At 61.9% G+C, this 21,601-nt stretch carries 25 protein-coding genes; 7 read left to right on the top strand and 18 right to left on the bottom strand.

Annotation, left to right across the window (positions count from 1 at the left end; all coding sequences use genetic code 11):
• Window positions 1–6 precede the first annotated feature (6 nt).
• The gene (locus tag IDM28_RS05295) at window positions 7–549 is read right to left on the bottom strand and encodes a YaeQ family protein (RefSeq protein ID WP_103436278.1); all 543 of its coding nucleotides are present in this window, start codon (window positions 547–549) and stop codon (window positions 7–9) included.
• A 131-nt stretch (window positions 550–680) separates the two neighbouring features.
• On the opposite strand from IDM28_RS05295, the gene IDM28_RS05290 reads away from it, so the two are divergent.
• Window positions 681–1,880: a CaiB/BaiF CoA transferase family protein gene (locus IDM28_RS05290; RefSeq protein ID WP_101317120.1), complete on the top strand. Its 1,200-nt coding sequence runs from the start codon at window positions 681–683 to the stop codon at window positions 1,878–1,880.
• A 14-nt stretch (window positions 1,881–1,894) separates the two neighbouring features.
• Window positions 1,895–2,776, top strand: coding sequence for a TIGR02285 family protein (locus IDM28_RS05285; RefSeq protein WP_401179469.1), 882 nt, complete (start codon window positions 1,895–1,897; stop codon window positions 2,774–2,776).
• Window positions 2,777–2,907: 131 nt separating this feature from the next.
• On the opposite strand, the gene IDM28_RS05280 is transcribed toward IDM28_RS05285, so the two are convergent.
• The 12 genes from IDM28_RS05280 to ffh form a co-directional block, all read right to left on the bottom strand.
• Window positions 2,908–3,192 (bottom strand): DUF3509 domain-containing protein, encoded by a 285-nt coding sequence (locus IDM28_RS05280; protein ID WP_101317115.1) that lies wholly within the window; start codon window positions 3,190–3,192, stop codon window positions 2,908–2,910.
• Window positions 3,193–3,267: 75 nt separating this feature from the next.
• Window positions 3,268–3,708, bottom strand: a complete 441-nt coding sequence (locus IDM28_RS05275) for a response regulator (protein WP_188035504.1) — start codon at window positions 3,706–3,708, stop codon at window positions 3,268–3,270.
• A 729-nt stretch (window positions 3,709–4,437) separates the two neighbouring features.
• Entirely contained in the window at window positions 4,438–5,847 is a 1,410-nt protein-coding gene (gene thrC, locus IDM28_RS05270; RefSeq protein ID WP_101317111.1) for a threonine synthase, read from the bottom strand.
• Between the two features lie 54 nt (window positions 5,848–5,901).
• On the bottom strand, window positions 5,902–7,206 hold the full coding sequence (locus IDM28_RS05265; protein WP_101317109.1) for a homoserine dehydrogenase: 1,305 nt from the start codon (window positions 7,204–7,206) through the stop codon (window positions 5,902–5,904).
• An 82-nt stretch (window positions 7,207–7,288) separates the two neighbouring features.
• Window positions 7,289–8,044: a thioredoxin fold domain-containing protein gene (locus tag IDM28_RS05260; protein WP_188035503.1), complete on the bottom strand. Its 756-nt coding sequence runs from the start codon at window positions 8,042–8,044 to the stop codon at window positions 7,289–7,291.
• Between the two features lie 153 nt (window positions 8,045–8,197).
• Window positions 8,198–9,094: a site-specific tyrosine recombinase XerD gene (xerD, locus tag IDM28_RS05255; protein WP_101317105.1), complete on the bottom strand. Its 897-nt coding sequence runs from the start codon at window positions 9,092–9,094 to the stop codon at window positions 8,198–8,200.
• Window positions 9,095–9,175: 81 nt separating this feature from the next.
• A complete protein-coding gene (locus IDM28_RS05250; RefSeq protein ID WP_188035502.1) occupies window positions 9,176–9,586 on the bottom strand; it encodes an acyl-CoA thioesterase in 411 nt (136 codons plus the stop codon).
• A 102-nt stretch (window positions 9,587–9,688) separates the two neighbouring features.
• Window positions 9,689–10,039 (bottom strand): 50S ribosomal protein L19, encoded by a 351-nt coding sequence (gene rplS / locus IDM28_RS05245; protein ID WP_023629812.1) that lies wholly within the window; start codon window positions 10,037–10,039, stop codon window positions 9,689–9,691.
• A gap of 42 nt (window positions 10,040–10,081) precedes the next feature.
• A complete protein-coding gene (gene trmD, locus IDM28_RS05240) occupies window positions 10,082–10,834 on the bottom strand; it encodes a tRNA (guanosine(37)-N1)-methyltransferase TrmD (RefSeq protein ID WP_103436271.1) in 753 nt (250 codons plus the stop codon).
• 3 nt (window positions 10,835–10,837) lie between these two features.
• Window positions 10,838–11,374, bottom strand: a complete 537-nt coding sequence (gene rimM, locus IDM28_RS05235) for a ribosome maturation factor RimM (protein ID WP_101317099.1) — start codon at window positions 11,372–11,374, stop codon at window positions 10,838–10,840.
• A 5-nt stretch (window positions 11,375–11,379) separates the two neighbouring features.
• Window positions 11,380–11,631 carry a 30S ribosomal protein S16 gene (rpsP, locus tag IDM28_RS05230; protein ID WP_101317097.1) on the bottom strand — a complete coding sequence of 84 codons (252 nt, stop codon included), beginning with the start codon at window positions 11,629–11,631 and terminating at the stop codon, window positions 11,380–11,382.
• A 245-nt stretch (window positions 11,632–11,876) separates the two neighbouring features.
• Entirely contained in the window at window positions 11,877–13,253 is a 1,377-nt protein-coding gene (ffh, locus tag IDM28_RS05225) for a signal recognition particle protein (protein WP_101317095.1), read from the bottom strand.
• A 252-nt stretch (window positions 13,254–13,505) separates the two neighbouring features.
• On the opposite strand from ffh, the gene IDM28_RS05220 reads away from it, so the two are divergent.
• The 3 genes from IDM28_RS05220 (at window position 13,506) to IDM28_RS05210 (ending at window position 17,103) form a co-directional block, all read left to right on the top strand.
• Window positions 13,506–14,315 (top strand): inner membrane protein YpjD, encoded by an 810-nt coding sequence (locus IDM28_RS05220; RefSeq protein ID WP_101317093.1) that lies wholly within the window; start codon window positions 13,506–13,508, stop codon window positions 14,313–14,315.
• A gap of 9 nt (window positions 14,316–14,324) precedes the next feature.
• A complete protein-coding gene (locus tag IDM28_RS05215; protein WP_150573305.1) occupies window positions 14,325–15,542 on the top strand; it encodes a transporter associated domain-containing protein in 1,218 nt (405 codons plus the stop codon).
• 256 nt (window positions 15,543–15,798) lie between these two features.
• Window positions 15,799–17,103, top strand: coding sequence for an MFS transporter (locus tag IDM28_RS05210; protein WP_101317089.1), 1,305 nt, complete (start codon window positions 15,799–15,801; stop codon window positions 17,101–17,103).
• 36 nt (window positions 17,104–17,139) lie between these two features.
• On the opposite strand, the gene purT is transcribed toward IDM28_RS05210, so the two are convergent.
• The 5 genes from purT to IDM28_RS05185 all read right to left on the bottom strand — a co-directional run bounded on the left by purT (window position 17,140) and on the right by IDM28_RS05185 (window position 20,300).
• A complete protein-coding gene (gene purT / locus IDM28_RS05205) occupies window positions 17,140–18,321 on the bottom strand; it encodes a formate-dependent phosphoribosylglycinamide formyltransferase (RefSeq protein ID WP_101317087.1) in 1,182 nt (393 codons plus the stop codon).
• A gap of 86 nt (window positions 18,322–18,407) precedes the next feature.
• Window positions 18,408–18,875 carry a VUT family protein gene (locus IDM28_RS05200; RefSeq protein ID WP_101317085.1) on the bottom strand — a complete coding sequence of 156 codons (468 nt, stop codon included), beginning with the start codon at window positions 18,873–18,875 and terminating at the stop codon, window positions 18,408–18,410.
• Window positions 18,876–18,933: 58 nt separating this feature from the next.
• A complete protein-coding gene (locus IDM28_RS05195) occupies window positions 18,934–19,131 on the bottom strand; it encodes a DUF1289 domain-containing protein (RefSeq protein WP_101317083.1) in 198 nt (65 codons plus the stop codon).
• A gap of 1 nt (window position 19,132) precedes the next feature.
• A complete protein-coding gene (locus IDM28_RS05190; RefSeq protein ID WP_188035501.1) occupies window positions 19,133–19,657 on the bottom strand; it encodes a gamma carbonic anhydrase family protein in 525 nt (174 codons plus the stop codon).
• A 43-nt stretch (window positions 19,658–19,700) separates the two neighbouring features.
• Window positions 19,701–20,300, bottom strand: a complete 600-nt coding sequence (locus tag IDM28_RS05185; protein ID WP_101317079.1) for a CoA pyrophosphatase — start codon at window positions 20,298–20,300, stop codon at window positions 19,701–19,703.
• Window positions 20,301–20,432: 132 nt separating this feature from the next.
• Between IDM28_RS05185 and IDM28_RS05180 the strand changes: the two genes are divergently transcribed.
• Both IDM28_RS05180 and IDM28_RS05175 read left to right on the top strand, forming a co-directional pair.
• Window positions 20,433–20,987 (top strand): NUDIX hydrolase, encoded by a 555-nt coding sequence (locus IDM28_RS05180; protein WP_101317077.1) that lies wholly within the window; start codon window positions 20,433–20,435, stop codon window positions 20,985–20,987.
• A 19-nt stretch (window positions 20,988–21,006) separates the two neighbouring features.
• The gene (locus tag IDM28_RS05175; protein ID WP_188035500.1) at window positions 21,007–21,585 is read left to right on the top strand and encodes a murein L,D-transpeptidase family protein; all 579 of its coding nucleotides are present in this window, start codon (window positions 21,007–21,009) and stop codon (window positions 21,583–21,585) included.
• Window positions 21,586–21,601 lie beyond the last annotated feature (16 nt).

The raw sequence follows: 21,601 nt of genomic DNA, 5'->3' as shown, positions 1-21,601 counted from the left end.
TTGAAATCAGCCGCGCTCGCCGAGCAGCCACTGCAGCTGCACTTCGTGCTGGCCGCGGTCGTCGGTGACGAACACCGTGCCTTCGCTGATCATCACGTCCCACTTGATCACCCGCGGCATGTCCTTGGCGATGACTTCCAGCACATCTTGCGGGACGGCGGCGATGTTGACGTTTTTCAGGTTCTTGATCGCGCCGAGCACTTTGGTTTCCCACACACGCAGGCTGCCATAGGCGAGCAGGCTGGTGCGCTCGGTGCGACGCGAGCACCAGGTCAGTCGATCAGCGTCGGGCTGGCCGACTTCGATCCAGTGCAGGACGCGATCATCCAGGCTCTTTTCCCACAGCGCAGGCTCGTCGACGTCCGACAGACCACGGCCGAACGACAGTTGCTCGTTGTACCAGAGCGCGTAGGCGAGTAGGCGCACGGCCATGCGCTCTTCGGTTTCCGAAGGGTGGCGGGCGATGGTCTGCTTGACGCTTTCGTAGACGTTGCGGTCGAGGTCGGTCAGGTTCAGTTCGAACTTGTAGGTGGTGGACGGCTGGGCCATGGGTGACGGGCTTCTAGCTGGAGAAAGTCGGCTAGTCTAACTGATCCTGCCCTGCTTGCGTCGCGGCAGTATCTGCCGCAGGCGAGCTGTGATAAAACCAGCGCTTTGTTTCTGCCGCCACGGATGCCCCCATGCCAACGCCCAGCAAACCCCTCGCCGGCCTTAAAGTCATCGAGCTCGGGACCCTGATCGCCGGCCCCTTTGCGTCGCGCATCTGCGCCGAATTCGGTGCCGAGGTGATCAAGGTCGAATCGCCCGACGGCGGTGATCCGTTGCGCAAATGGCGCAAGCTGTATGAAGGCACGTCGTTGTGGTGGTTCGTCCAGGCGCGCAACAAACAGTCGCTGACGCTGAACCTCAAGCACGAGGAAGGTCGCGAGATCCTCAAGCGGCTACTGGCCGAAGCCGACATCCTGATCGAAAACTTCCGCCCCGGCGTGCTGGAAAAACTCGGCCTGGGCTGGGACGTGCTGCATGCGCTGAACCCGCGTCTGGTCATGGTACGCCTGTCGGGCTTCGGCCAGACCGGGCCGATGAAAGACCAGCCAGGCTTCGGTGCGGTCGGCGAATCGATGGGTGGCTTGCGTTACATCACCGGCTTCGATGATCGCCCGCCCGTGCGTACCGGTATCTCCATCGGCGACTCGATTGCCGCCCTGTGGGGCGTGATCGGTGCATTGATGGCGCTGCGTCACCGCGAGGTCAATGGAGGTGCCGGGCAAGTGGTCGATGTGGCGCTGTATGAAGCGATATTCGCCATGATGGAAAGCATGGTGCCGGAATTCGACGTGTTCGGTTTTATCCGCGAGCGCACCGGCAACATCATGCCCGGCATCACTCCCTCATGCATCCACACCAGCGCCGACGGCAAGCATGTGCAGATCGGCGCCAACGGCGATGCGATCTTCAAGCGCTTCATGCAGGCAATCGGCCGCGACGACCTGGCCGATGACCCAACCCTGGCCAGCAACGACGGCCGCGACCTGCGCCGTGACGAGCTTTACGGCGTGATCGATCGCTGGGTCAATGGCTTGCCGCTGGAACAGGTACTGGAGGTTTTGAACACCGCGCAGGTGCCGGCCAGCCGGATCTACTCGGCAGAGGACATGTTCAGCGACCCGCAGTTTCTGGCCCGCGAAATGTTCCTGCAGGGCCGCTTGCCCGATGGCAAAGCGTTCAAGATGCCCGGCATCGTGCCGAAGCTGTCCGACACGCCAGGCTCGACTGAATGGGTTGGCCCGGCGCTGGGCGAACACACCACGGCGCTGCTCAGCGGGCTTGGCTACGATGCTGCAGCCATTGCCCGGCTGCGCAAGGACGGCGCGGTCTGAACCGCGCCGCCGTGGTGTTCAGGCTCAAGTTACGCTGGCTGCTGACGCTTGCAGTTAGCTGCGCGCTGCTGCCCGGCGTAGCCACGGCCAAGGAAAAGCTGCTGTGGCTGATCCGCGATCTGCCGCCCTTCACGATCTTTGAAGGGCCTGAACAAGGCCAGGGCGTGCTCGACCGCATGCTGCCGCTGCTGATCGCGCAGATGCCCGAGTACGAGCACAGCATCGTCCGGGTCAACCGCGCCCGCGGCATCCAGATGCTGCAAGAGCCCTCCTTCACCTGCGACCCTACCCTGCTGTGGACCCCGGAGCGGGCCAAGTACGCTTATTTCTCCAGCCCGACCATGGCCACGTTGAGCAGCGGCCTGTTGGTGCGCAACGAGGACCAGGCGCTGATCGAACCTTACCTGCAAGGCGGCAGCGTCGACCTCAAACGCCTACTGACCCAGAGCACGTTGAAGCTCGGGATTGTTGCCGAGCGCAGTTACAGCGCCTCGGTCGATAAGTTGCTCAGGCAACTGCCCGACAGCGCTTTCAACCGTCACTACGGCACCGAAGCGACCGCCAGCTTGCTGCAGATGCAGCAGTTGGGCCGTTTGCAGCTGGTGCTGGGTTACTGGCCAGAGTTGCGCTACCTGCTCAATCAGCAAGGCGCGGATACGCACAGTTACCGTTTTTATCCGATCCAGAGCGTGCAGCCCTACCAGCTAATGCATGTCGCCTGTTCCGACACACCGCTCGGGCGTGAGGCGATCGGCCATATCGACAAACTGTTGCCGGCGCTGCGCCGTGACACATTGCCGGATCTGTATGCCCGCTGGCTAGATCCAGAGCAGCGCGAAGCGTATATGCAGCGGGCCGCAGAGCTGGCCGACGATCAGGCCTACGCCACGCCCTGAGCCAGAAAAAAGAAACCCCGGTCGCTGGGGAAGACGACCGGGGTCAAGCGAAAGTCATCTGGACTTTCCGTGGCAGCTCAACGTCACCGGAGCAAAGCGCCGCTGGGCTGCCATTAGCAAATAAGACGCAATCAGCTGGCAAAGGTTCCGTGAATCGGTTGGCGCTGCTGCAGGGCAGCGATCACACAAGGCTGCAGGCGTCCTTCGGCAATCTGCACATCCCGATGCAGGCCATCGACCAGATCTATCAGCAGGCTCTGTTCCTGCAATTGTCGCGAGGTGACAGCCCGTTGCAGGGTGACATTGCCTTGAGGGTCACGCAGAACCAGTTGCCGATTGCCATTGGCATCGGCGGCGGCGAGGTGAGCTTGGTAAGGGGTCAGAGCATCATTGAGCAGTCTGCAAATTCTTTCCATCCGGCGCACTCACTTGTTTTTTGGCTATATGGGTACTGACCCTTGGCGGCCGCAGAAAGTTCGTTGCTGCGGGGTTCAGTGAGCATGCGCGCGCATCATGACAGTTTGAAAATCGCTCACAGCAGGCTTATGGCGGCTGCCACCTACTCGCTGCAGCGTTCGTTGCAATGCTGGCATCGACAAAGGCCAGGCCAGTTCGTTGACCACCCACAAGCCTTTTTGCCGGGCCTGCTGGGCGATATCAAGATGCGCGGGACGGGGCTGACCGATCAACAGCAACGCCGTAGATGGGCAGGTCAAGCTCAGGTGCTGCAGCAACGCCTTGCCGTCGGCACTGGGCATGGCGTGGTCGACGATCAGCAGATCAGGTGCACGCCGGCGAGCCAGCAAGGTTGTGGCGATGACCAGGTTGTCGGCGATGCGCACATTGAATATGCCCTGAGCATTGCAAGCCTGATGCAGGCTGATCTGCTGGGCGGGACGAGTGTGATAGATGACGACGTTGAGCCGGTACATAGGGCGCTCCTGAGCGCCGCGCGCCCGGGTTGAAGTAGCGCCAACTGTAGAAAGGGTCAAGTGCGAGGGATATAGGAAAAGGCTGAAAGTGCGAACAGGACAATCCGTGAATGGGGTCTGCTTCGCAGACCTTCGCGGGTGAACCCGCTCCCACAGGATGCGATGCTCTCAGCAGACCTTTGGTTCGACGCTCCAGCAACCTCGCTTCCATACTGCACACCACTCCTGGCAACGCGAACTCTGTGGGAGCGGGTTCAGCCGCGAAGCGGCCCCGCTGTTAATCTGCGCCAGCGCAGCGAGGCGTGCTTTTGATCTTGATCTGCTTTTGATGTTGATCCACCGGCGACTCAGGAGGCCGAGCGCAGGTCTTGCGAAGGGAGGTGACGGTCCATGGATGGCCGGCAAGCGCTGCGGGCCAGGATGGCCCGTACAGCGCGGTCCTCCCGGGAGCAAGACCAGAGCGAGGGAACCCCGCAGCGCAGGGCAGGGGCCGGATGTGGAGCCAAGTCCTTTTTTGGTTACTTTTTTGGGGCGTTTGCCAAAAAAGTGACTCGCCGTAAGGGCGAAAGGGGCCCGCATAACCAACATCGGAAAACGGATAAGCCCACAGCAATGGTGAACGAACCGGAGATCGCCGGGGCCGCTGCGCGACCCAATCGCGACACGAGGCCGCTCCTACAGAAATCGCGCTAGGCAAACCAGATGTAGAAGCGTCCCCCAGCTACCCCATCACAATGGCTTACCGCGATTGCCATGCTGGCTAACAAACCCCTGCACCACTTTCAGGTCATTGGCCAACACCGTACACCGCTCTTCCCGCTCAAACAGGTCAGTCAGGTGCGCCGGCAATTCCAACGCCTTGCCCACCCCAGCCTTCTCCACCGCCTCGGGGAACTTGACCGGATGCGCCGTACCCAACACCACCATCGGCGTATCCAGACTGCGCCGGCACTCACGTGCCGCATGCACGCCAATCGCCGTATGCGGATCAAGCACCTCACCCGTGCTGGCAAACACCTCGGCAATGGTCGTGCAGGTCTGCTCGTCACTGACCGCCAGCGAATCGAACAGCTTGCGTGCCTCGGTCCAGCGGTCTTGCTCGACGCTGAAGCCACCACCCTGCTTGAAGTTGGCCATCAACTCGGCAATCGCCGCACCGTTGCGCCCGTGCAGGTCGAACAGCAGCCGCTCGAAGTTGGACGAAACCATGATGTCCATCGACGGCGACAGGGTCGCGTGCAGGGTTTCCTTGACGTACTGATTGCCGCTCATGAAGCGGTGCAGGATGTCGTTACGGTTGGTCGCGACGATCAGCTGGCTGATCGGCAGGCCCATGTTGCGCGCCAGGTAACCGGCGAAGATGTCGCCGAAGTTGCCGGTCGGCACCGAGAACGCCACAGAACGCGCCGGCCCGCCCAACTGCAGGGCGGCGTGGAAGTAGTAGACGATCTGGGCCATGATCCGCGCCCAGTTGATCGAGTTGACTGCCACCAGGCGCGTGCCTTTGAGGAACGACTGGTCGGCGAAGCTGGCCTTGACCATCTCCTGGCAATCGTCGAAGTTGCCTTCGATGGCAATGTTGTGGATGTTTTCGCCAAAGATGGTGGTCATCTGCCGGCGCTGTACTTCCGATACGCGCTGATGCGGGTGCAGGATGAAGATGTCGACGTTGTCGCAACGGCGGCAGCCTTCGATAGCTGCCGAGCCGGTGTCGCCGCTGGTAGCACCGACGATCACCACGCGCTCGTTGCGCTTGGCCAATACGTGATCGAGCAGGCGGCCGAGCAGTTGCAGGGCAAAGTCCTTGAACGCCAGGGTCGGGCCGTGGAACAACTCCAGTACCCATTCATTGGAGCCAAGCTGACGCAGCGGCGCCACTGCCGCATGGGCGAAGGCGCCGTAGGTTTCTTCGAGGATCTTCTTGAAGTCGGCGTCGGCGATGCTGCCGGCCACGAACGGGCGCATCACCCGGAAGGCCAGCTCGTGGTACGGTAGGCCGGCCCACGAGGCGATTTCTTCCTGGGTAAAACGCGGCAGGTTCTCCGGCACATACAGGCCGCCATCACTGGCGAGACCGGCAAGCAGGACGTCTTCGAAGTTCAGGGCCGGTGCCTGGCCGCGGGTGCTGATATAGCGCATGGTGCAAACCTTCAATGCTGGGGCCCGGGCCGCAGACGCGGCCCGACGGCGAAATTAGTTGAGCTGCTCGACGCGGATGCGCACGACCTTGCCGACTACATCCTGCAGGCTCTCCAGAGCCAGGATCGCGTCGTTGATGTGCTCCTCGACCACGCGATGAGTGACCAGGATCATCGGCACCAGGCCGTCCTGCTCCTCGGCTTCCTTCTGCATGATCGACTCGATGTTGATCCCGCGCTCGGAGAGGATGCTCGCGACCTGAGCCAGCACACCGGGGTGATCCTTGGCCTGGATGCGCAGGTAGTAGGCGCTCTGGCAGGCTTCGATCGGCAGGATCGGGTGGGCCGACAGCGAATCCGGCTGGAAGGCCAGGTGCGGCACGCGGTTTTCCGGGTCGCAGGTCATCGCCCGTACCACGTCGACAAGGTCGGCGATCACCGACGAAGCAGTCGGCTCCATGCCGGCGCCAGCGCCGTAGTACAGCGTGGAACCCGCGGCATCGCCATTGACCATGACCGCGTTCATCACGCCATTGACGTTGGCGATCAGGCGGTCGCTCGGGATCAGCGTCGGGTGCACGCGCAGCTCGATACCGGCCTCGGTGCTACGGGCCACGCCCAGGTGCTTGATGCGATAGCCCAGTGCTTCGGCATAGTTGACGTCAGCAGTGGTCAGCTGAGTGATGCCTTCGGTGTAGGCCTTGTCGAACTGCAGCGGGATACCAAAGGCAATCGAGGCCAGGATGGTCAGCTTGTGCGCTGCATCGATGCCTTCGACGTCGAAGGTCGGATCGGCTTCGGCGTAACCCAACGCCTGTGCTTCGGCCAGCACATCGGGGAACGCCCGGCCTTTTTCGCGCATTTCGGTGAGGATGAAGTTACCGGTGCCGTTGATGATCCCGGCCAGCCAGTTGATGCGGTTGGCCGAAAGCCCTTCGCGGATCGCCTTGATCACCGGAATACCACCGGCAACGGCGGCTTCGAAAGCAACGATAACGCCCTTCTCGCGCGCCTTGGCAAAGATCTCGTTGCCATGCACGGCGATCAGCGCCTTGTTCGCGGTAACCACATGTTTGCCGTTTTCGATGGCCTTGAGGACCAGGTCACGGGCAATGGTGTAGCCGCCGATCAGTTCGATGACGACGTCGATTTCCGGGTTGCTGGCAACCTCGAACACGTCAGCGGTAATGGGGGTACCGGTAATCTGACAGTTCGGGTTCTGCGAGCGCATGGCAATCTGAGCAACTTCAATACCGCGCCCGGCACGACGGGCAATCTCCTCGGCGTTGCGTTGAAGTACATTGAAGGTACCGCCACCGACGGTCCCCAACCCACAGATGCCTACTTTGACCGGTTTCACTGTGAACTCCCCATAGAACGGCCGGCACTCGGCCGACCGTGAAAACTACCGCCGCCGCATGGCGACGGCGCACTGAATTGGATTACTTGCTGCCGGCAGCCAGGGCCAGCTTGGCCACTTGCGGGGCTGGCTGGTAACCAGGAATCACCTGCCCGCTTTCGAGCACGATGGCTGGCGTACCGTTGACACCGATCGACTGGCCCAACTGGAACTGTTTGCCCACCGGGTTGACGCACTTGGCCGCTTTGACGTCCTTGCCATCGGCCATCTTGTCCATCGCCGCGCGGCGGTCGCTGGAGCACCAGACGGCCTGCAACTGCTCGTCACCGGTCGAACCCAGGCCCTGGCGCGGGAAGGCGACATAGCGCACTTCGATACCGCGACGGTTGAGCTCGGGTACTTCGGCGTGCAGCTTGTGGCAGTACGGGCAGGTGGTGTCGGTGAACACGGTGATATGCGACTTGGTCTCGCCCTTGGCAGGATAAACCACCATCTCGGCAGCTGGAATGCCGTTGATGAGCTTGGCGATACCCTGGCGCTCGGTCTTCTCGGTCAGGTTGACCGGCTTGCCGTCGGCGATCTGGAACAGATAACCCTGCATGACGAACTGGCCGTCGGCGCTGGCGTAGAGCACGCGGCCGCCCTGCAGCTTGACTTCATAGAGGCCATTGAGCGGGCTGCTGGCGACGCTCTCGATCGGCACTTCCAGTTCGAGGGTCTGCAGGCTCTTGCGGATTGCCTGCTCGGCGGCGCCATTGTTGGTTTCGCTGGTTGCAGCCACAGCAAAGGTACTGGCCAGCGCCAAGCCGGCGGCGGCAATGATACGGGTCACGCGCATGGGGTACTCCTGAAGACGGACCGGGCCGAAGACGTCACCTGCGGGTAAAAACCGCGGCGACCGTGCGGCCCTTGGTGCAAACCGCCCAAGCCTACCACATCAGGCTGTGCTGAATGAGCCCTCAGCGACCGCTAGGCGCAACATGAATTTGCTTCATCCACGCGGATGGTGCTGTGCATGCAGCTGCTGCAGCCGAGCCTTGGCTACATGGGTGTAGATCTGCGTGGTCGACAGGTCACTGTGGCCCAGCAGCATCTGCACCACGCGCAGGTCTGCACCGTGATTGAGCAGGTGCGTGGCAAAGGCATGACGCAGGGTGTGCGGCGACAGGGCCTTGTCGATTCCGGCAACCTTGGCCTGGTGCTTGATCCGGTGCCAGAAGGTCTGCCGGGTCATCTGCTCGCCGCGCAGGCTGGGGAACAGCACGTCGCTGGGGCGCTCGTTGAGCAGCTCAGGGCGGCCATGACGCACATAGCGCTCCAGCCACAGCACAGCTTCCTCACCCATTGGTACCAGCCGTTCCTTGCTACCCTTGCCCATTACCCGCACCACGCCCTGGCGCAGATTGACCTGATCAAGGGTCAGACTGATCAGTTCGGTAACGCGCAAACCACAGGCATACAACACCTCGAGCATGGCCCGATCACGCTGACCAATAGCCTCGCTGAGATCCGGCGCCTGCAGCAACGCCTCGACGTCAGCCTCCGACAGCGACTTGGGCAGTGGCTTGCCCAGTTGCGGCATGTCGATCTGCAGGGTGGGATCGACGGCGATCAGCTTCTCCCGCAGCAGGTAGCGAAAGAAGCCACGCAGGCCGGAGATGAAACGCGCCGTCGAGCGCGGCTTGTAACCCTGATCGAGGCGCCAGGCCAGGTGATCGAGAATCAACGTGCGACCAGCATCTGGCAGGGCAACGCCATGCTCCTGCAGCCAGCCGTTGAACAGCGCAAGGTCACTGCGGTAGGACACGCGGGTGTTGTCGGACAGGCCTTTCTCAAGCCACAGCGCATCGAGAAACTGGTCAATCAAAGGGTGGTCAAGGGCGGGCATGCACAGTCGCTATCCAGGGAAGATGGGCTGAGTGTTTCACAGCCACCGACACGCTGTCATCGGCGCTCGGCGCTGCAGGCGTCAGAACCCGGCCAGCACCGGCACCGGGCGTTTGTCCTCGTCGATGGCGACAAAGCTGAAGACCCCATGAATGGCGCGCTCGCGGCCATCCAGATACATGTTCTCGACGAACACATCGACCTGCACCTGCAAGCTGGTATTGCCCACCTTGATCACAGTGCCGACCAGCTCGACGATGGTTCCGGCCGGGATCGGGTGTTTGAAGTCGATGCGATCGGTCGACACGGTCACCAACGGCAAGCGGCAAAAGCGCGTTGCGGCGATGAACGACACTTCATCCATCCAGGCCAGCGCGGTGCCGCCAAACAAGGTGTTGTGGTGGTTGGTGGTGTTGGGGAACACCGCCTTGGTCACGCGGGTTATCGACAGTTCGGTGCGGCGCTGGATTTCCTGCTCGCGGGTATTGGTCATGGTTATGTCACATCACTAAGGCAAGGTTGCAGAAAGCAAAAAAGCAGCCCGAAGGCTGCTTTTTTTCTCGCATGGCGGCCGCAGCCGCCAGTCAAACTGTACTCAGGACAGTTTTTCTTTGATGCGAGCGGCTTTGCCGGACAGGTCACGCAGGTAGTACAGCTTGGCTTTACGCACGTCACCACGACGTTTCACGGCCAGGCTGTCGATCTGCGGGCTGTAGGTCTGGAAGGTACGCTCAACGCCAACGCCGCTGGAGATCTTGCGCACGGTGAAGGCGCTGTTCAGACCGCGGTTACGCTTGGCGATAACAACGCCTTCGAATGCCTGCAGACGGGAACGATCACCTTCCTTCACTTTAACCTGGACGACAATGGTGTCGCCTGGTGCGAAGGTAGGGATTTCCTTGCTCATCTGCTCTGCTTCGAGCTGCTGGATGATTTTGTTAGTCATGCTGTGCTCCTAAGGTGGAAAACGTGATCCACCATCGATACGTTAACTATCGTTCCGCTCGCGGAGGTATTCCTCGAGCAGCTTTTTCTCTTCTCCAGAAAGTGAGCGACTTTCCAGAAGATCGGCGCGACGTTCGAAGGTCCTACCAAGGGACTGCTTCATCCGCCATCGCCGGATATGTGCATGGTTGCCACTTAGCAACACGTCGGGTACACGCTGATCCGCATACACCTCAGGTCGGGTGTAGTGCGGGCAATCCAGCAAGCCATCGGTGAAGGAATCTTCCTCCGCCGAGCCTACATGCCCTAAAGCTCCGGGCAGCAGCCGCGTAACCGCATCGATCAGTACCATGGCCGGCAGCTCGCCACCGGAAAGTACATAGTCACCAATCGACCACTCTTCATCGACATGAGCCTCAATAAAGCGCTCGTCAATGCCTTCGTATCGGCCGGCGATCAGGATCAAAGATTCCTGTTCGGCCAAGCCTTGAACCGCCTGCTGATCCAGCTTGCGGCCCTGTGGCGAGAGGTAGATCACCTTCGCCGTTGCTCCGGTCGCTTGCCTGGCGCTAGCCAGTGCATCTTCCAGAGGCTTGATCTTCATCACCATCCCCGGACCACCGCCAAACGGCCGATCATCCACCGTATGGTGACGATCTGTGGTGTAGTCCCGCGGATTCCAGCAAGTGACTTGCAACAAGCCCTGCTTCACCGCGCGGCTGGTAATGCCGTACTCAGTAATGGCCGAGAACATCTCGGGGAACAACGTGATGACTTCTACGCGAAGGTTACCCATCAGTTAGAAATCCGCGTCCCATTCGACCCGCATCACGCCGGCTTCAAGGTCGACTGCAAGCACGCATTGCGCCGTATAGGGCAACAGACGCTCACGGTCATCCAGGCTGCCTGCACAAGGCTTGACCACCATTACATCGTTCGCGCCGGTCTCCAACAGATGATCAACCGTGCCGAACAGATGCTCGTCCTGGTTGATGACTTTCAGACCTTGCAACTGGTACCAGTAGTACTCGTCGTCAGTCAGGTTGGGCAAAAGGCTTCGCGAGATGCAAATCTCGTAACCGCTCAGAAGACGTGCTTCGTCACGATCGTCGAGGCCCTTGAGCTTGGCGACCAGCTCCTTTTTATTGGAACGGCCACTGACCAGCTCGACCTGCTTGACCGTCCCTTCGCGCCGAAGCGTCCAGTTCTGGTAATCCAACAGGTTTTCAATCGGATCGGTAAAGGAATAAACCTTCACCTCGCCGCGAACGCCGTGTACCGAAAAAATCTTGCCAACGACGATGAGGTCGTCAGCCTTTTCTGGCGTCGCGTTCATACTGTTCAGGCAGCAGCCTTGGCAGCTTCCTTCAGCAGCTGAGCAACACGCTCAGACGGCTGTGCGCCAACGCTCAACCAGTGAGCAACGCGGTCTTGTTTAACGGACAGACGAACTTCCTGACCACGAGCGACTGGGTTGAAGAAGCCAACCTGTTCGATGTGGGAGCCGTCACGCGGGTTACGCGAGTCGGTTACGGTCAGTTGGTAGAACGGGCGCTTTTTGGAGCCGCCACGGGCAAGACGAATGGTAAGCATTGAACATCGTTCCTGTAGTCGGTGCTGCAAATCATGATGCACAGCGGGCACACGGGTGCCCGAAAGGCCGCATATTCTCAAGGAATATCCGGACATTTGCAAATGCCTTTTTTCACCGGGTTGTTCACCCTGAAAAAAGACCCGCCTGCCGATCTGCGATAAAGCTGCCTCTCGCAAGGCAGCGGTGTCCCCGCCGAAGCGGGATCCCGGCCAGCCGCGCCTTCGCGCCACTGGCCTGAGTAGGGTTACATCTTGGGCATGCCGCCACCTGGCATCATGCCGCCAAGGCCGCGCATCATCTTCGACATGCCGCCCTTGGTGGAAAATTTCTTCATCATCTTCTGCATTTGCTTGTGCTGCTTGATCAACCGGCCGACGTCCTGCACCTGAGTGCCGGAGCCGAGGGCGATGCGGCGCTTGCGCGAACCGCTGATCAAATCGGGATCGCGGCGCTCGGCCGGGGTCATCGAGTTGATCATCGCTTCCATCTGCTTGAACTGCTTCTCGGCCGCGCCCTGGGCATTGCCCATCTGCGACAGGTTGACCCCGCCGATGCTCGGCAGCTTGTCCATCAAGCCGCCGAGGCCGCCCATGTTCTTCATCTGTTGCAGCTGGTCGCGGAAGTCTTCGAGGTCGAAGCCCTTGCCCTTCTTCAGCTTCTTGGCCAGCTTGTCGGCCTTGGCCTTGTCGATGGTCTGCTCGGCCTGCTCGATCAGGCTGAGCACGTCGCCCATGCCGAGGATGCGCGAGGCGATACGGTCAGGGTGGAACGGCTCGAGCGCGTCGCTCTTCTCGCCCATACCGATGAACTTGATCGGCTTGCCGGTGATCGAGCGTACCGACAGCGCGGCACCGCCACGGGCGTCACCGTCGACTTTGGTCAGCACTACGCCGGTCAGCGGCAGCGCATCACCAAACGCCTTGGCGGTATTGGCGGCATCCTGACCGGTCATGGCGTCGACCACGAACAGGGTCTCGACCGGCTTGACCGCAGCGTGCAGCGCCTTGATCTCGTCCATCATGTCGCTGTCGATGTGCAGACGACCGGCGGTGTCGAGGATGACCACGTCGATGAACTTGAGCTTGGCCTCGCGGATCGCCGCTTCAGCGATTGCCACAGGCTTCTGGCTGATGTCGGACGGGAAGAAGGTCACGCCGACTTCGCCTGCCAGGGTCTCCAGCTGTTTGATCGCCGCCGGACGATAGACGTCGGCAGACACCACCATTACCGACTTCTTCTTGCGCTCTTTAAGGAAGCGCGCCAGCTTGCCGGCGGTGGTGGTCTTGCCCGCACCCTGCAGGCCGGCCATCAGCACCACGGCGGGCGGGGCGGCGTTCAGGGCAAGGTCTTCGTTGGCTGCGCCCATCAGGCTTTCGAGTTCGGCCTGGACGATCTTCACGAACGCCTGGCCCGGGCTCAGGCTGCGCGACACCTCGGTGCCGATTGCGCGTTCCTTGATGCTGTTGACGAAATCCTTGACCACCGGCAGCGCAACGTCGGCTTCGAGCAACGCCATGCGCACTTCGCGCAGCGTGTCCTTGATGTTGTCTTCGGTCAGCTTGGCCTTGCCGGTGACATGGCGCAGCGTCTGTGACAGGCGGTCGGTCAGGTTTTCGAACATGGTGATCCTTTCAGGCTTGGCAAAGCCGCGATTTGTCAGGCGCCCCGGCGGTAATCGACACGCACGGGGAACAGCAAGCCGGCGATTATAGCGGAGACTTGACGCCGCGCACACCATGTACAGGACCATCGGCCCAATCATCCGCAGCGCGAGGCCTGCGCTGGATCAACGGCAGAGCCGTGCTTCGGCCTTCCTTGGCACCCGCGTTCTATGCCAAACTCGCGATCTTCCCGGGCTTGCCTATCAGGACTTATGCTCTCTTCACCCAGCCTCATCCCCAATCTGCTCGCCGCCGGCCTTTATATTGCCGCTGCGATCTACCACAGCATGCGCCTGGCCCAGGGCACGCGTGCCGACAAGCGCCTGCTCGGTCTGCTCGGCACGATCGCGGTCATCGCCCAGGCCGGCGCGCTGTTCTTCCAGTTGATCACCCCGTTGGGGCTGAGCCTGGACTTCTTCAGTGCCTCGAGCCTGATCGCCGTCGCAGTGATCGCCCTGACCCTGCTGGCGTGCCTGCGCATTCCGGTGGAGAACCTGCTGGTCCTGCTGTTCCCGCTCGGCGCGATCACCGCCTTGCTGGCGCAGTTCGCCCCCGCAGGTACAGTGCCGCTGATCAACGAAGAACCGGGCATCCTTGCCCATATCCTGCTGTCGATCCTGGCATACGGGCTGTTCACCATCGCCGTGTTCCAGGCGCTGCTGCTGTTGCTGCAGGACTACCAGCTCAAGCACAAGCACCCGTCCGGGCTGATCCGCAACTTCCCGCCGCTGCAAACCATGGAAAGCCTGCTGTTCGGCTTCCTCTGGGCCGGCTGGGCACTGCTGTCGCTGTCACTGATCTCGGGCTGGCTGTTCCTCGACAACCTGTTTGCCCAGCACCTGGTGCACAAGACCTTGCTCGCCTGCGTGGCGTGGGTGGTGTTCAGCGTGCTGCTGTGGGGCCGCACCCGCCTGGGCTGGCGCGGGCACAAGGCGATCCGCTGGACCCTGGCCGGTTTCTGCCTGCTGATGCTGGCCTATTTCGGCAGCAAGCTGGTACGCGAATTCATCCTGCATATCTGACGGTGGTCCATGGATAGTCTGCCGCTGTTCGTCCAGTTGCATGCGCCACTGCTGGGTTGCCTGGCCCTGGCGCTGCTGTGGGCGGCATTGTTCACTGCGGTCGATAGCGCCCGCCAACAACTCAACGCGCAACCACGTGGCACAGAGCCTGCCGCACCTGCCTTGCCGGCTCAGGCGTTGGTGTTCGGCGCCAGCCTGGGCAAGCTACTGGTGTTTGGCCTGGGCTGCCTGTTGGGTCAGCGCTACAGCGGCGAGCACGGCTTCTGGCTGGGCGGTCTGATGGCTGCGGTCTTGGTGCTGGTACTGGCCGAATACCTGCCGCGGCGAATGGTACGGCGTAATCCGGAAGCGTTCGTCAGCCTTGGCGCCAACCTGCTGAAGTTGCCGCTGACTCTGCTGCAACCGCTGGCGTGCCTGCTCGACGGCATCGCCAAGCTCATCCTGCGCCCGTTCCGCCCGGCGCCGACTGCGGTTGCGCTGCACCCACAGAATAACGACGATGACGATCAGGACGAGTTCGAAGCCCAGCGCCACGGCCTGCTCGATGGTTTGCGTTCACTTGACGAGATCACCGTCAACGACATTCTGGTGCCACGCAACGAAGTCGATGGGATCAATCTCGACGACCCTATCGAACGCATCATCGAACAACTGATCGTCAGCCGGCATACCCGCCTGCCGGTGTTTCACAACGACATCAACCAGGTCGAGGCAATCCTCAACACCAAGCTGATCAGCCATCTGCTGCCACACGCCGAGCTGACCCTGGAGGCGATTGCCGCCGCCTGCTATGAGCCCTACTTCGTACCCGAAAGCACGCCACTGCAGATGCAGCTGCTGAACTTTCACAAGCAGCAACGGCGCCTTGGCGTGGTGGTCGATGAATACGGCGAAGTGCTGGGCATCGTCACTCTGGAAGACATCCTCGAAGAAATCGTCGGCGAGTTCGAGGACGAGCAAAGCCCGCAGAACCCGCACATTCATCCGCAGGCCGACGGCCGCTTCGTCATCGAAGGCGCCGCCTCGCTGCGCGAGGTCAACCGCAGCCTGGGCTGGCATTTGCCCTGTGACGGCGGGCCGAAGACCCTCAACGGGTTGGTCACCGAGGCACTGGAAAGCATCCCGGCCAGTGCCGTGTGCCTGAAGATTGGCCGCTACCGGCTGGAAATCCTTGAAACCGAAGACAATTGTGCGAGCAAGGTACTGGTCTGGACCGTGACCCGCTAGCTATACTCGGGTCACGCTTACCCAGCCCTGCCGTCGCGCCCGCTATCCGCATTTGGCGCCACACGGCCAGTCCGCTCCACTGATGTACCCCGCGCGCCTGCCTCACCATCCTGAACAGTGCCCGCTCCCCTCGCCTACCCCCAGGGCTTTGATCAGTCGAGCGACCCACAACCATTCGCTCCAGCGCCTGTGCGCGCGCAGCTGCCTGTCTGACCTGCGCCGGCCATGGAGCTTCGACTGTCAGGGATCTACACAGATGACCACCAGCAGCACCTATTCCGATTCGACCCCGGCAGCACCGGTCAACTCGCCAGCGAGGGTGGCTACCGCCAGCTTTATCGGCACCGCGATCGAGTTCTACGACTTCTATGTCTACGCCACCGCCGCCGCGCTGGTGATCGGCCCGGTGTTCTTCCCGTCCGGCTCGGGCACCGCGCAGATGCTCGCGGCGTTTCTGACTTTCGGCATCGCCTTCATGGCGCGGCCGCTGGGTTCCGCCCTGTTCGGCCATTTTGGCGACCGCATCGGCCGTAAATCGACTCTGGTTGCCTCGCTGCTGCTGATGGGCGTGTCGACCACGCTGATCGGTGTGCTGCCGGGCTACGACAGCATTGGCGTGTGGGCACCGATCATCCTGTGCATCCTGCGCTTTGGCCAAGGCCTGGGCCTGGGTGGCGAATGGGGCGGCGCAGCACTGCTGGCCACAGAGAACGCCCCGCCAGGCAAGCGCGCCTGGTTCGGCATGTTCCCGCAACTTGGCCCGTCGATTGGTTTTCTGGCGGCCAACGGGCTGTTCCTCGGCCTCGCTCTGGGCCTGAGTGACGAGCAGTTCCGCGCGTGGGGCTGGCGCATCCCATTCCTGCTCAGCGCCGCACTGGTGCTGGTTGGTCTGTATGTGCGCCTCAAGCTTGAAGAGAGCCCGGTGTTCGCCAAGGCCATTGCCGACAATCAGCGGGTGAAGATGCCGGTGGTGGATGTCTTTGCCAAACACTGGCGGCCAACCCTGCTCGGCGCCGCGGCCATGGTCGTGTGCTATGCGCTGTTCTACATTTCGACGGTATTCTCGCTCAGCTATGGCGTGAGCACCCTTGGCTACAGCCGCGAGACCTTCCTTGGCCTGCTGTGCTTTGCAGTGGTGTTCATGGCCTTGGCCACGCCGCTGTCGGCCTGGCTCAGCGACCGCTACGGGCGCAAACCGGTGCTGATCGTCGGCGCACTGCTGGCAATTGCATCGGGCTTTACCATGGAGCCACTGCTGACCTCAGGCTCGACCGCGGGCGTGGCGCTGTTTCTGGCGATCGAACTGTTCTTGATGGGCGTGACCTTCGCGCCGATGGGCGCGTTGCTGCCCGAGCTGTTCCCGACTCAGGTGCGTTATACCGGCGCGTCGGCGGCGTATAACCTGGGCGGTATTGTCGGCGCCTCGGCGGCACCGTTCTTTGCCCAGAAGCTGGTGAGCATGGGCGGTTTGAGCTGGGTTGGCGGGTATGTGTCGGCGGCAGCGCTGATCAGCCTGCTGGCTGTGCTGTGCCTGAAGGAGACGCGCAACGCGCACCTCTGATGGAAGTTGGGGCTGCAAGGCAGCCCCATTGCTGAATCAGAACTCGACCTTGACCGCCTGCGCTGAACGGGTCGCCTTGGCCCGTGCGGCCTCGATCGACTCGTCACGCGCCAGGCACACGCCCATGCGGCGCTGGCCGTCGATTTCGGGCTTGCCGAACAGGCGGATCGCCGTGTCAGGCTCGCTCAGGGCAGCGCCAAGGTTGGCGAAGCTGGTCTGCTGCGACTTGCCTTGCGGCAGGATCACCGCCGACGCCGACGGACCAAACTGACGCACCAGTGGAATTGGCAGACCGAGAATCGCCCGTGCGTGCAGGGCAAACTGCGACAGGTCCTGGGAAATCAAGGTGACCAGGCCGGTATCGTGCGGGCGCGGCGAGACTTCGCTGAACCACACCTGATCGCCTTTGACGAACAGCTCGACGCCAAACAGGCCACGCCCGCCGAGGGCATCGGTGACTGCCTGGGCGACGCGCTGCGACTCGGCCAAAGCCTTGGCGCTCATCGCCTGTGGCTGCCAAGACTCTTGATAGTCACCCTTCTCCTGACGATGGCCGACCGGTGCAAGGAAGGTGGTGCCACCGACGTGGCGCACGGTCAGCAGGGTGATCTCGTATTCAAAGTCGATAAAGCCTTCGACGATTACCCGACCTTTGCCGGCGCGGCCGCCTTCCTGGGCGTAGTCCCAGGCCTGTTGCAGGTCATCGGCGCTGCGCAGCAGGCTCTGGCCCTTGCCCGACGAACTCATCACCGGCTTGACCACGCACGGGTAGCCGAGGTCATTGACGGCGCTGGCGTAGTCTTCAAAGGTGTCGGCGAAGTGGTACGGCGAGGTCGGCAGGTCCAGCTCTTCGGCGGCCAGGCGACGAATGCCTTCGCGGTTCATGGTCAGCTGAGTCGCGCGTGCGGTTGGCACCACGTTGAAGCCTTCGTTTTCCAGCTCGACCAGAGTCGCGGTGGCGATGGCTTCGATTTCAGGGACGATGTAATGCGGTTTTTCTGCCTCGATCACTGCCCGCAGCGCAACCCCATCAAGCATGTTGATGACGTGGCTACGGTGCGCGACCTGCATGGCCGGCGCGTTGGCGTAGCGGTCGACGGCGATCACTTCGACGCCCAGGCGCTGCAGCTCGATCACCACTTCTTTGCCCAGCTCGCCGCAGCCGCACAGCAGTACACGGGTCGCGGTCGGCGACAGTGGAGTTCCGATACGGGTCATTTCAGGTCCTCGTGGGCGTGCGGGGCGGCGTCAGGCTGAGCGCTACCCGCTGAAAAAGGACCGGTATTCTACAACAGGCGCGGCGCTCAGCGCAGCAGCGCTGCCTTGCGTGCGCGCCAGGTCATCGCCAACCACACGGCGCTGACACCGGCAAACTTGGAGGCCATGGCGGTGCCGACCACAAGCGGCGTCAACGCGCCGATCATGCCGAAGAAGATAAAGGTGTCCACCGGAATGCTCAGCGCCGAACTCAGCCACAGGCGATCGCGCAGCGGCCGCTTGGTGATGCTGAACACCAGCCAGTCGATCAGTTCGGAGACAAAGAACGCGGTGGCGCTGGCCAGGGCGATGGCCGGTTCCGAGGTGATGTATGACAGCACCAGCGCGGCCAGCATCGCCACCAGCGCGCCGTGGCCAAAGCGGGTTTGCACCATGTCACGCAGAATGAACACCAGCCCGCCCCAGGCGGACCAGATCACGTCCAGATGCGGAGCGCTGGAAAACGCGTAGTTGATCAGCACTACGCTGCTGATATAGGCGAGCAGATAGAACATGGTGAGCGACCTTCGGGCAAGCCGCACAGATTACTTGATTTTCAAGTCAACGCCAGCCTCACAGGCCAACAATCATCCCGGACGCCAGCGCCCGCTCATGGCACAGCCTGAGTACCTGCCGACGTTCGTCGTTATCCATCCGCCCCCAGCGGCTGATCTCGGCCACGCTGCGCTGGCAACCGGTGCAGATATCCTGCTCATCCAGCGCGCAGATGTTCACGCAGGGCGAGCTGACCGGACGTTCGACTTCGCTCATGTCAGTCTTCCTGCACGGCCAGGTCGCGGGCATAGCGCTCGGCGTTGTGCACGTAGTGAGCGGCGCTGGCTTCGAGCATGGTTTTCTGCGCATCGGTAAGCTCGCGCACGACCTTGCCCGGCGAGCCCATCACCAACGAGCCGTCAGGGATTTCCTTGCCTTCGGCAATCAGCGCATTGGCGCCGATGATGCAGTGTTTGCCGATACGCGCGCCGTTGAGCACCACCGCGTTGATGCCGATCAGGCTGTGGTCGCCAACCGTGCAGCCATGCAGCATGGCGTTGTGGCCAATGGTCACGCCCTTGCCGATGGTCAGCGGCGAGCCCATGTCGGTGTGCATTACGGTGCCGTCCTGGACATTACTGCCCTCGCCGATGTCGATCAGCTCGTTGTCGCCGCGCAGCACCGCGCCAAACCAGACGCTGGCCCCGGCCTGCAGGCGGACCTTGCCGATCAGCGTGGCGGTCGGTGCCGTCCAGCTGGTGGGATGGGTCTCTACGTGCATGTTACCCAGGCGGTACTTCATGGTTGGCTCCTCACGGTCGGCGGCTTGGTGGGGTCGACCCCACTCAGATATTGATGAAACGCTCAGGCGGCTGATGCAGGCTGATACCTGCGTCATACAACAGGTTGACCAGTTCGACGATCATGATCGCCGACAAACCCCAGATCTTGTAGCCCTCATAGCGATAGCTGGGCACATACCAACTGCGGCCTTGATAATCGATGCGGTGGGTGTGGTCGCGCGGGTCCTGACGGAAGAACTCCAGCGGCACGCTGAACACCGCGGCAATCTCGGCGTCGTTGGGCCGATATTCGACGTAGTCAGGGATCAAACCGACGAACGGCGTCACCTTCAGGCCATGCAGCGAAATCAGCGGGCTGAGCGGCCCGATCACTTCCACCAGGCCCGGCGGCAGGCCGATCTCTTCATGGGCTTCGCGCAGCGCGGTGAACACCAGATCCGGATCTTCCGGGTCACGCCGTCCACCGGGAAACGCCACTTCGCCGCCATGGGTCGACAGGCCCTTGGCCCGCAGGGTCAAGACCAGCTCGGGCTCATCGCTGCGGGTGATGGGCAGCAGCACCGCCGCTTCCGGAAAACGACGGTCACCCGCCATGGCCGCGGGGGTATGGTTGCTCATTCGGCGCAACAGCTCGTCCAGCATACGCACTCTCGATTGCAAGGCCTGCCGTGCATGATGCACCAAAAGCTGCGGGCCACCCAAGCCCTGGCCGACGGGCACTTGCTGGCGGGCGGCAAGGCGCGCCAAGATAGGCGCATATAAAGGGAGCAAAGCATGAATTTCTGCAGCGCGTGCGGCAAGCCGGTCATCCAGCGCATCCCCGACGGCGACAGCCGCCTGCGCTACGTCTGCGATCATTGCCAGACTATCCATTACCAAAACCCCAACATCGTCGCCGGGGTGCTACCGACCCATGGCAGCCAGGTGCTGCTGTGCCGCCGCGCTATCGAGCCACGCCGCGGCTTCTGGACTCTGCCCGCAGGCTTCATGGAGAACGGCGAGACCATCGATCAGGCCGCTCGTCGCGAAACCGTCGAAGAAGCCTGCGCCAGGGTCGGCGAAATGAGGCTGTATCAGCTGTTCGACCTGCCGCATATCAATCAGGTACACCTGTTCTTCCGCGCCGAACTGGCCGATCTGGACTATGCCGTCGGCGTCGAAAGCCTGGAGGTGCGTTTGTTCGAGGAGCATGAGATCCCGTGGGACCATCTGGCTTTTCGCACAGTCGCACGCACACTAGAATGCTATTATCGCGACCGCATCGAGCAGCACTTCCCCATAGGCCATGAATACGTGGCGCCGATGACCGTTGCGCCGCCCATTACCTAGTCTGCAGGGATACCGTTTCATGCGTTGGTTGCTAGCCCTTATCTGCTGTGGTGTCGCTTCGGTGTCGCAAGCGGCGTTTACCGAAGTCATCATTCGCAAGCCCCAGGGCCAGGTGCAAACCCAGGCGCCCGCGCAGCAGCAGCAGCAGCAGCAACAGCAGCAGACCCAGCAACCGCTGATCGACAAGGTGTTGGTGCTCAAGTCCGAACGCCGCCTGCAACTGATCAGCCGCGGCGAGCCGCTCAAGACCTACCGCATCTCGCTGGGCAAGCAGCCCAAGGGCGCCAAGGAGCGCGAAGGCGACAAACGCACCCCGGAAGGTTTCTACTGGCTCGATTGGCGCAAGGCCAGCGACCGCTACAACCTGGCCATGCATATCTCCTACCCAAACATCACCGACGCCGCCAAAGCCCGCCGCGCAGGCGTATCCGCCGGCAGCATGATCATGATCCACGGTACGCCGCTGGATGAGGAATACCCGGAGTGGTATTTCCATACCCTGGACTGGACCGAGGGCTGTATCGCCATGCGCAATGCCGATATGCGCGAGGTATGGAGCATGGTCAAGGATGGCACCATGATCGAGATCCGGCCCTGAAGCGGCCGGCTCCTGA

This window comes from Pseudomonas sp. EZ-C24 (genome assembly GCF_014525325.1).
Lineage (GTDB): Bacteria > Pseudomonadota > Gammaproteobacteria > Pseudomonadales > Pseudomonadaceae > Aquipseudomonas > Aquipseudomonas shirazensis.
This window is presented reverse-complemented; position numbering and strand designations above follow the sequence as displayed.

Excerpts from the sequence above, each read along its gene's own strand:
- IDM28_RS05295 (WP_103436278.1), bottom strand. The coding sequence starts at position 549 with ATGGCCCAGCCGTCCACCACCTACAAGTTCGAACTGAACCTGACCGAC.
- IDM28_RS05290 (WP_101317120.1), top strand. The coding sequence starts at position 681 with ATGCCAACGCCCAGCAAACCCCTCGCCGGCCTTAAAGTCATCGAGCTC.
- IDM28_RS05280 (WP_101317115.1), bottom strand. The coding sequence starts at position 3,192 with ATGGAAAGAATTTGCAGACTGCTCAATGATGCTCTGACCCCTTACCAA.
- IDM28_RS05275 (WP_188035504.1), bottom strand. The coding sequence starts at position 3,708 with ATGTACCGGCTCAACGTCGTCATCTATCACACTCGTCCCGCCCAGCAG.
- thrC (WP_101317111.1), bottom strand. The coding sequence starts at position 5,847 with ATGCGCTATATCAGCACCCGCGGCCAGGCACCGGCCCTGAACTTCGAA.
- IDM28_RS05260 (WP_188035503.1), bottom strand. The coding sequence starts at position 8,044 with ATGCGCGTGACCCGTATCATTGCCGCCGCCGGCTTGGCGCTGGCCAGT.
- xerD (WP_101317105.1), bottom strand. The coding sequence starts at position 9,094 with ATGCCCGCCCTTGACCACCCTTTGATTGACCAGTTTCTCGATGCGCTG.
- IDM28_RS05250 (WP_188035502.1), bottom strand. The coding sequence starts at position 9,586 with ATGACCAATACCCGCGAGCAGGAAATCCAGCGCCGCACCGAACTGTCG.
- rplS (WP_023629812.1), bottom strand. The coding sequence starts at position 10,039 with ATGACTAACAAAATCATCCAGCAGCTCGAAGCAGAGCAGATGAGCAAG.
- trmD (WP_103436271.1), bottom strand. The coding sequence starts at position 10,834 with ATGGGTAACCTTCGCGTAGAAGTCATCACGTTGTTCCCCGAGATGTTC.
- rimM (WP_101317099.1), bottom strand. The coding sequence starts at position 11,374 with ATGAACGCGACGCCAGAAAAGGCTGACGACCTCATCGTCGTTGGCAAG.
- rpsP (WP_101317097.1), bottom strand. The coding sequence starts at position 11,631 with ATGCTTACCATTCGTCTTGCCCGTGGCGGCTCCAAAAAGCGCCCGTTC.
- ffh (WP_101317095.1), bottom strand. The coding sequence starts at position 13,253 with ATGTTCGAAAACCTGACCGACCGCCTGTCACAGACGCTGCGCCATGTC.
- IDM28_RS05220 (WP_101317093.1), top strand. The coding sequence starts at position 13,506 with ATGCTCTCTTCACCCAGCCTCATCCCCAATCTGCTCGCCGCCGGCCTT.
- IDM28_RS05215 (WP_150573305.1), top strand. The coding sequence starts at position 14,325 with ATGGATAGTCTGCCGCTGTTCGTCCAGTTGCATGCGCCACTGCTGGGT.
- IDM28_RS05210 (WP_101317089.1), top strand. The coding sequence starts at position 15,799 with ATGACCACCAGCAGCACCTATTCCGATTCGACCCCGGCAGCACCGGTC.
- purT (WP_101317087.1), bottom strand. The coding sequence starts at position 18,321 with ATGACCCGTATCGGAACTCCACTGTCGCCGACCGCGACCCGTGTACTG.
- IDM28_RS05200 (WP_101317085.1), bottom strand. The coding sequence starts at position 18,875 with ATGTTCTATCTGCTCGCCTATATCAGCAGCGTAGTGCTGATCAACTAC.
- IDM28_RS05195 (WP_101317083.1), bottom strand. The coding sequence starts at position 19,131 with ATGAGCGAAGTCGAACGTCCGGTCAGCTCGCCCTGCGTGAACATCTGC.
- IDM28_RS05190 (WP_188035501.1), bottom strand. The coding sequence starts at position 19,657 with ATGAAGTACCGCCTGGGTAACATGCACGTAGAGACCCATCCCACCAGC.
- IDM28_RS05185 (WP_101317079.1), bottom strand. The coding sequence starts at position 20,300 with ATGCTGGACGAGCTGTTGCGCCGAATGAGCAACCATACCCCCGCGGCC.
- IDM28_RS05180 (WP_101317077.1), top strand. The coding sequence starts at position 20,433 with ATGAATTTCTGCAGCGCGTGCGGCAAGCCGGTCATCCAGCGCATCCCC.
- IDM28_RS05175 (WP_188035500.1), top strand. The coding sequence starts at position 21,007 with ATGCGTTGGTTGCTAGCCCTTATCTGCTGTGGTGTCGCTTCGGTGTCG.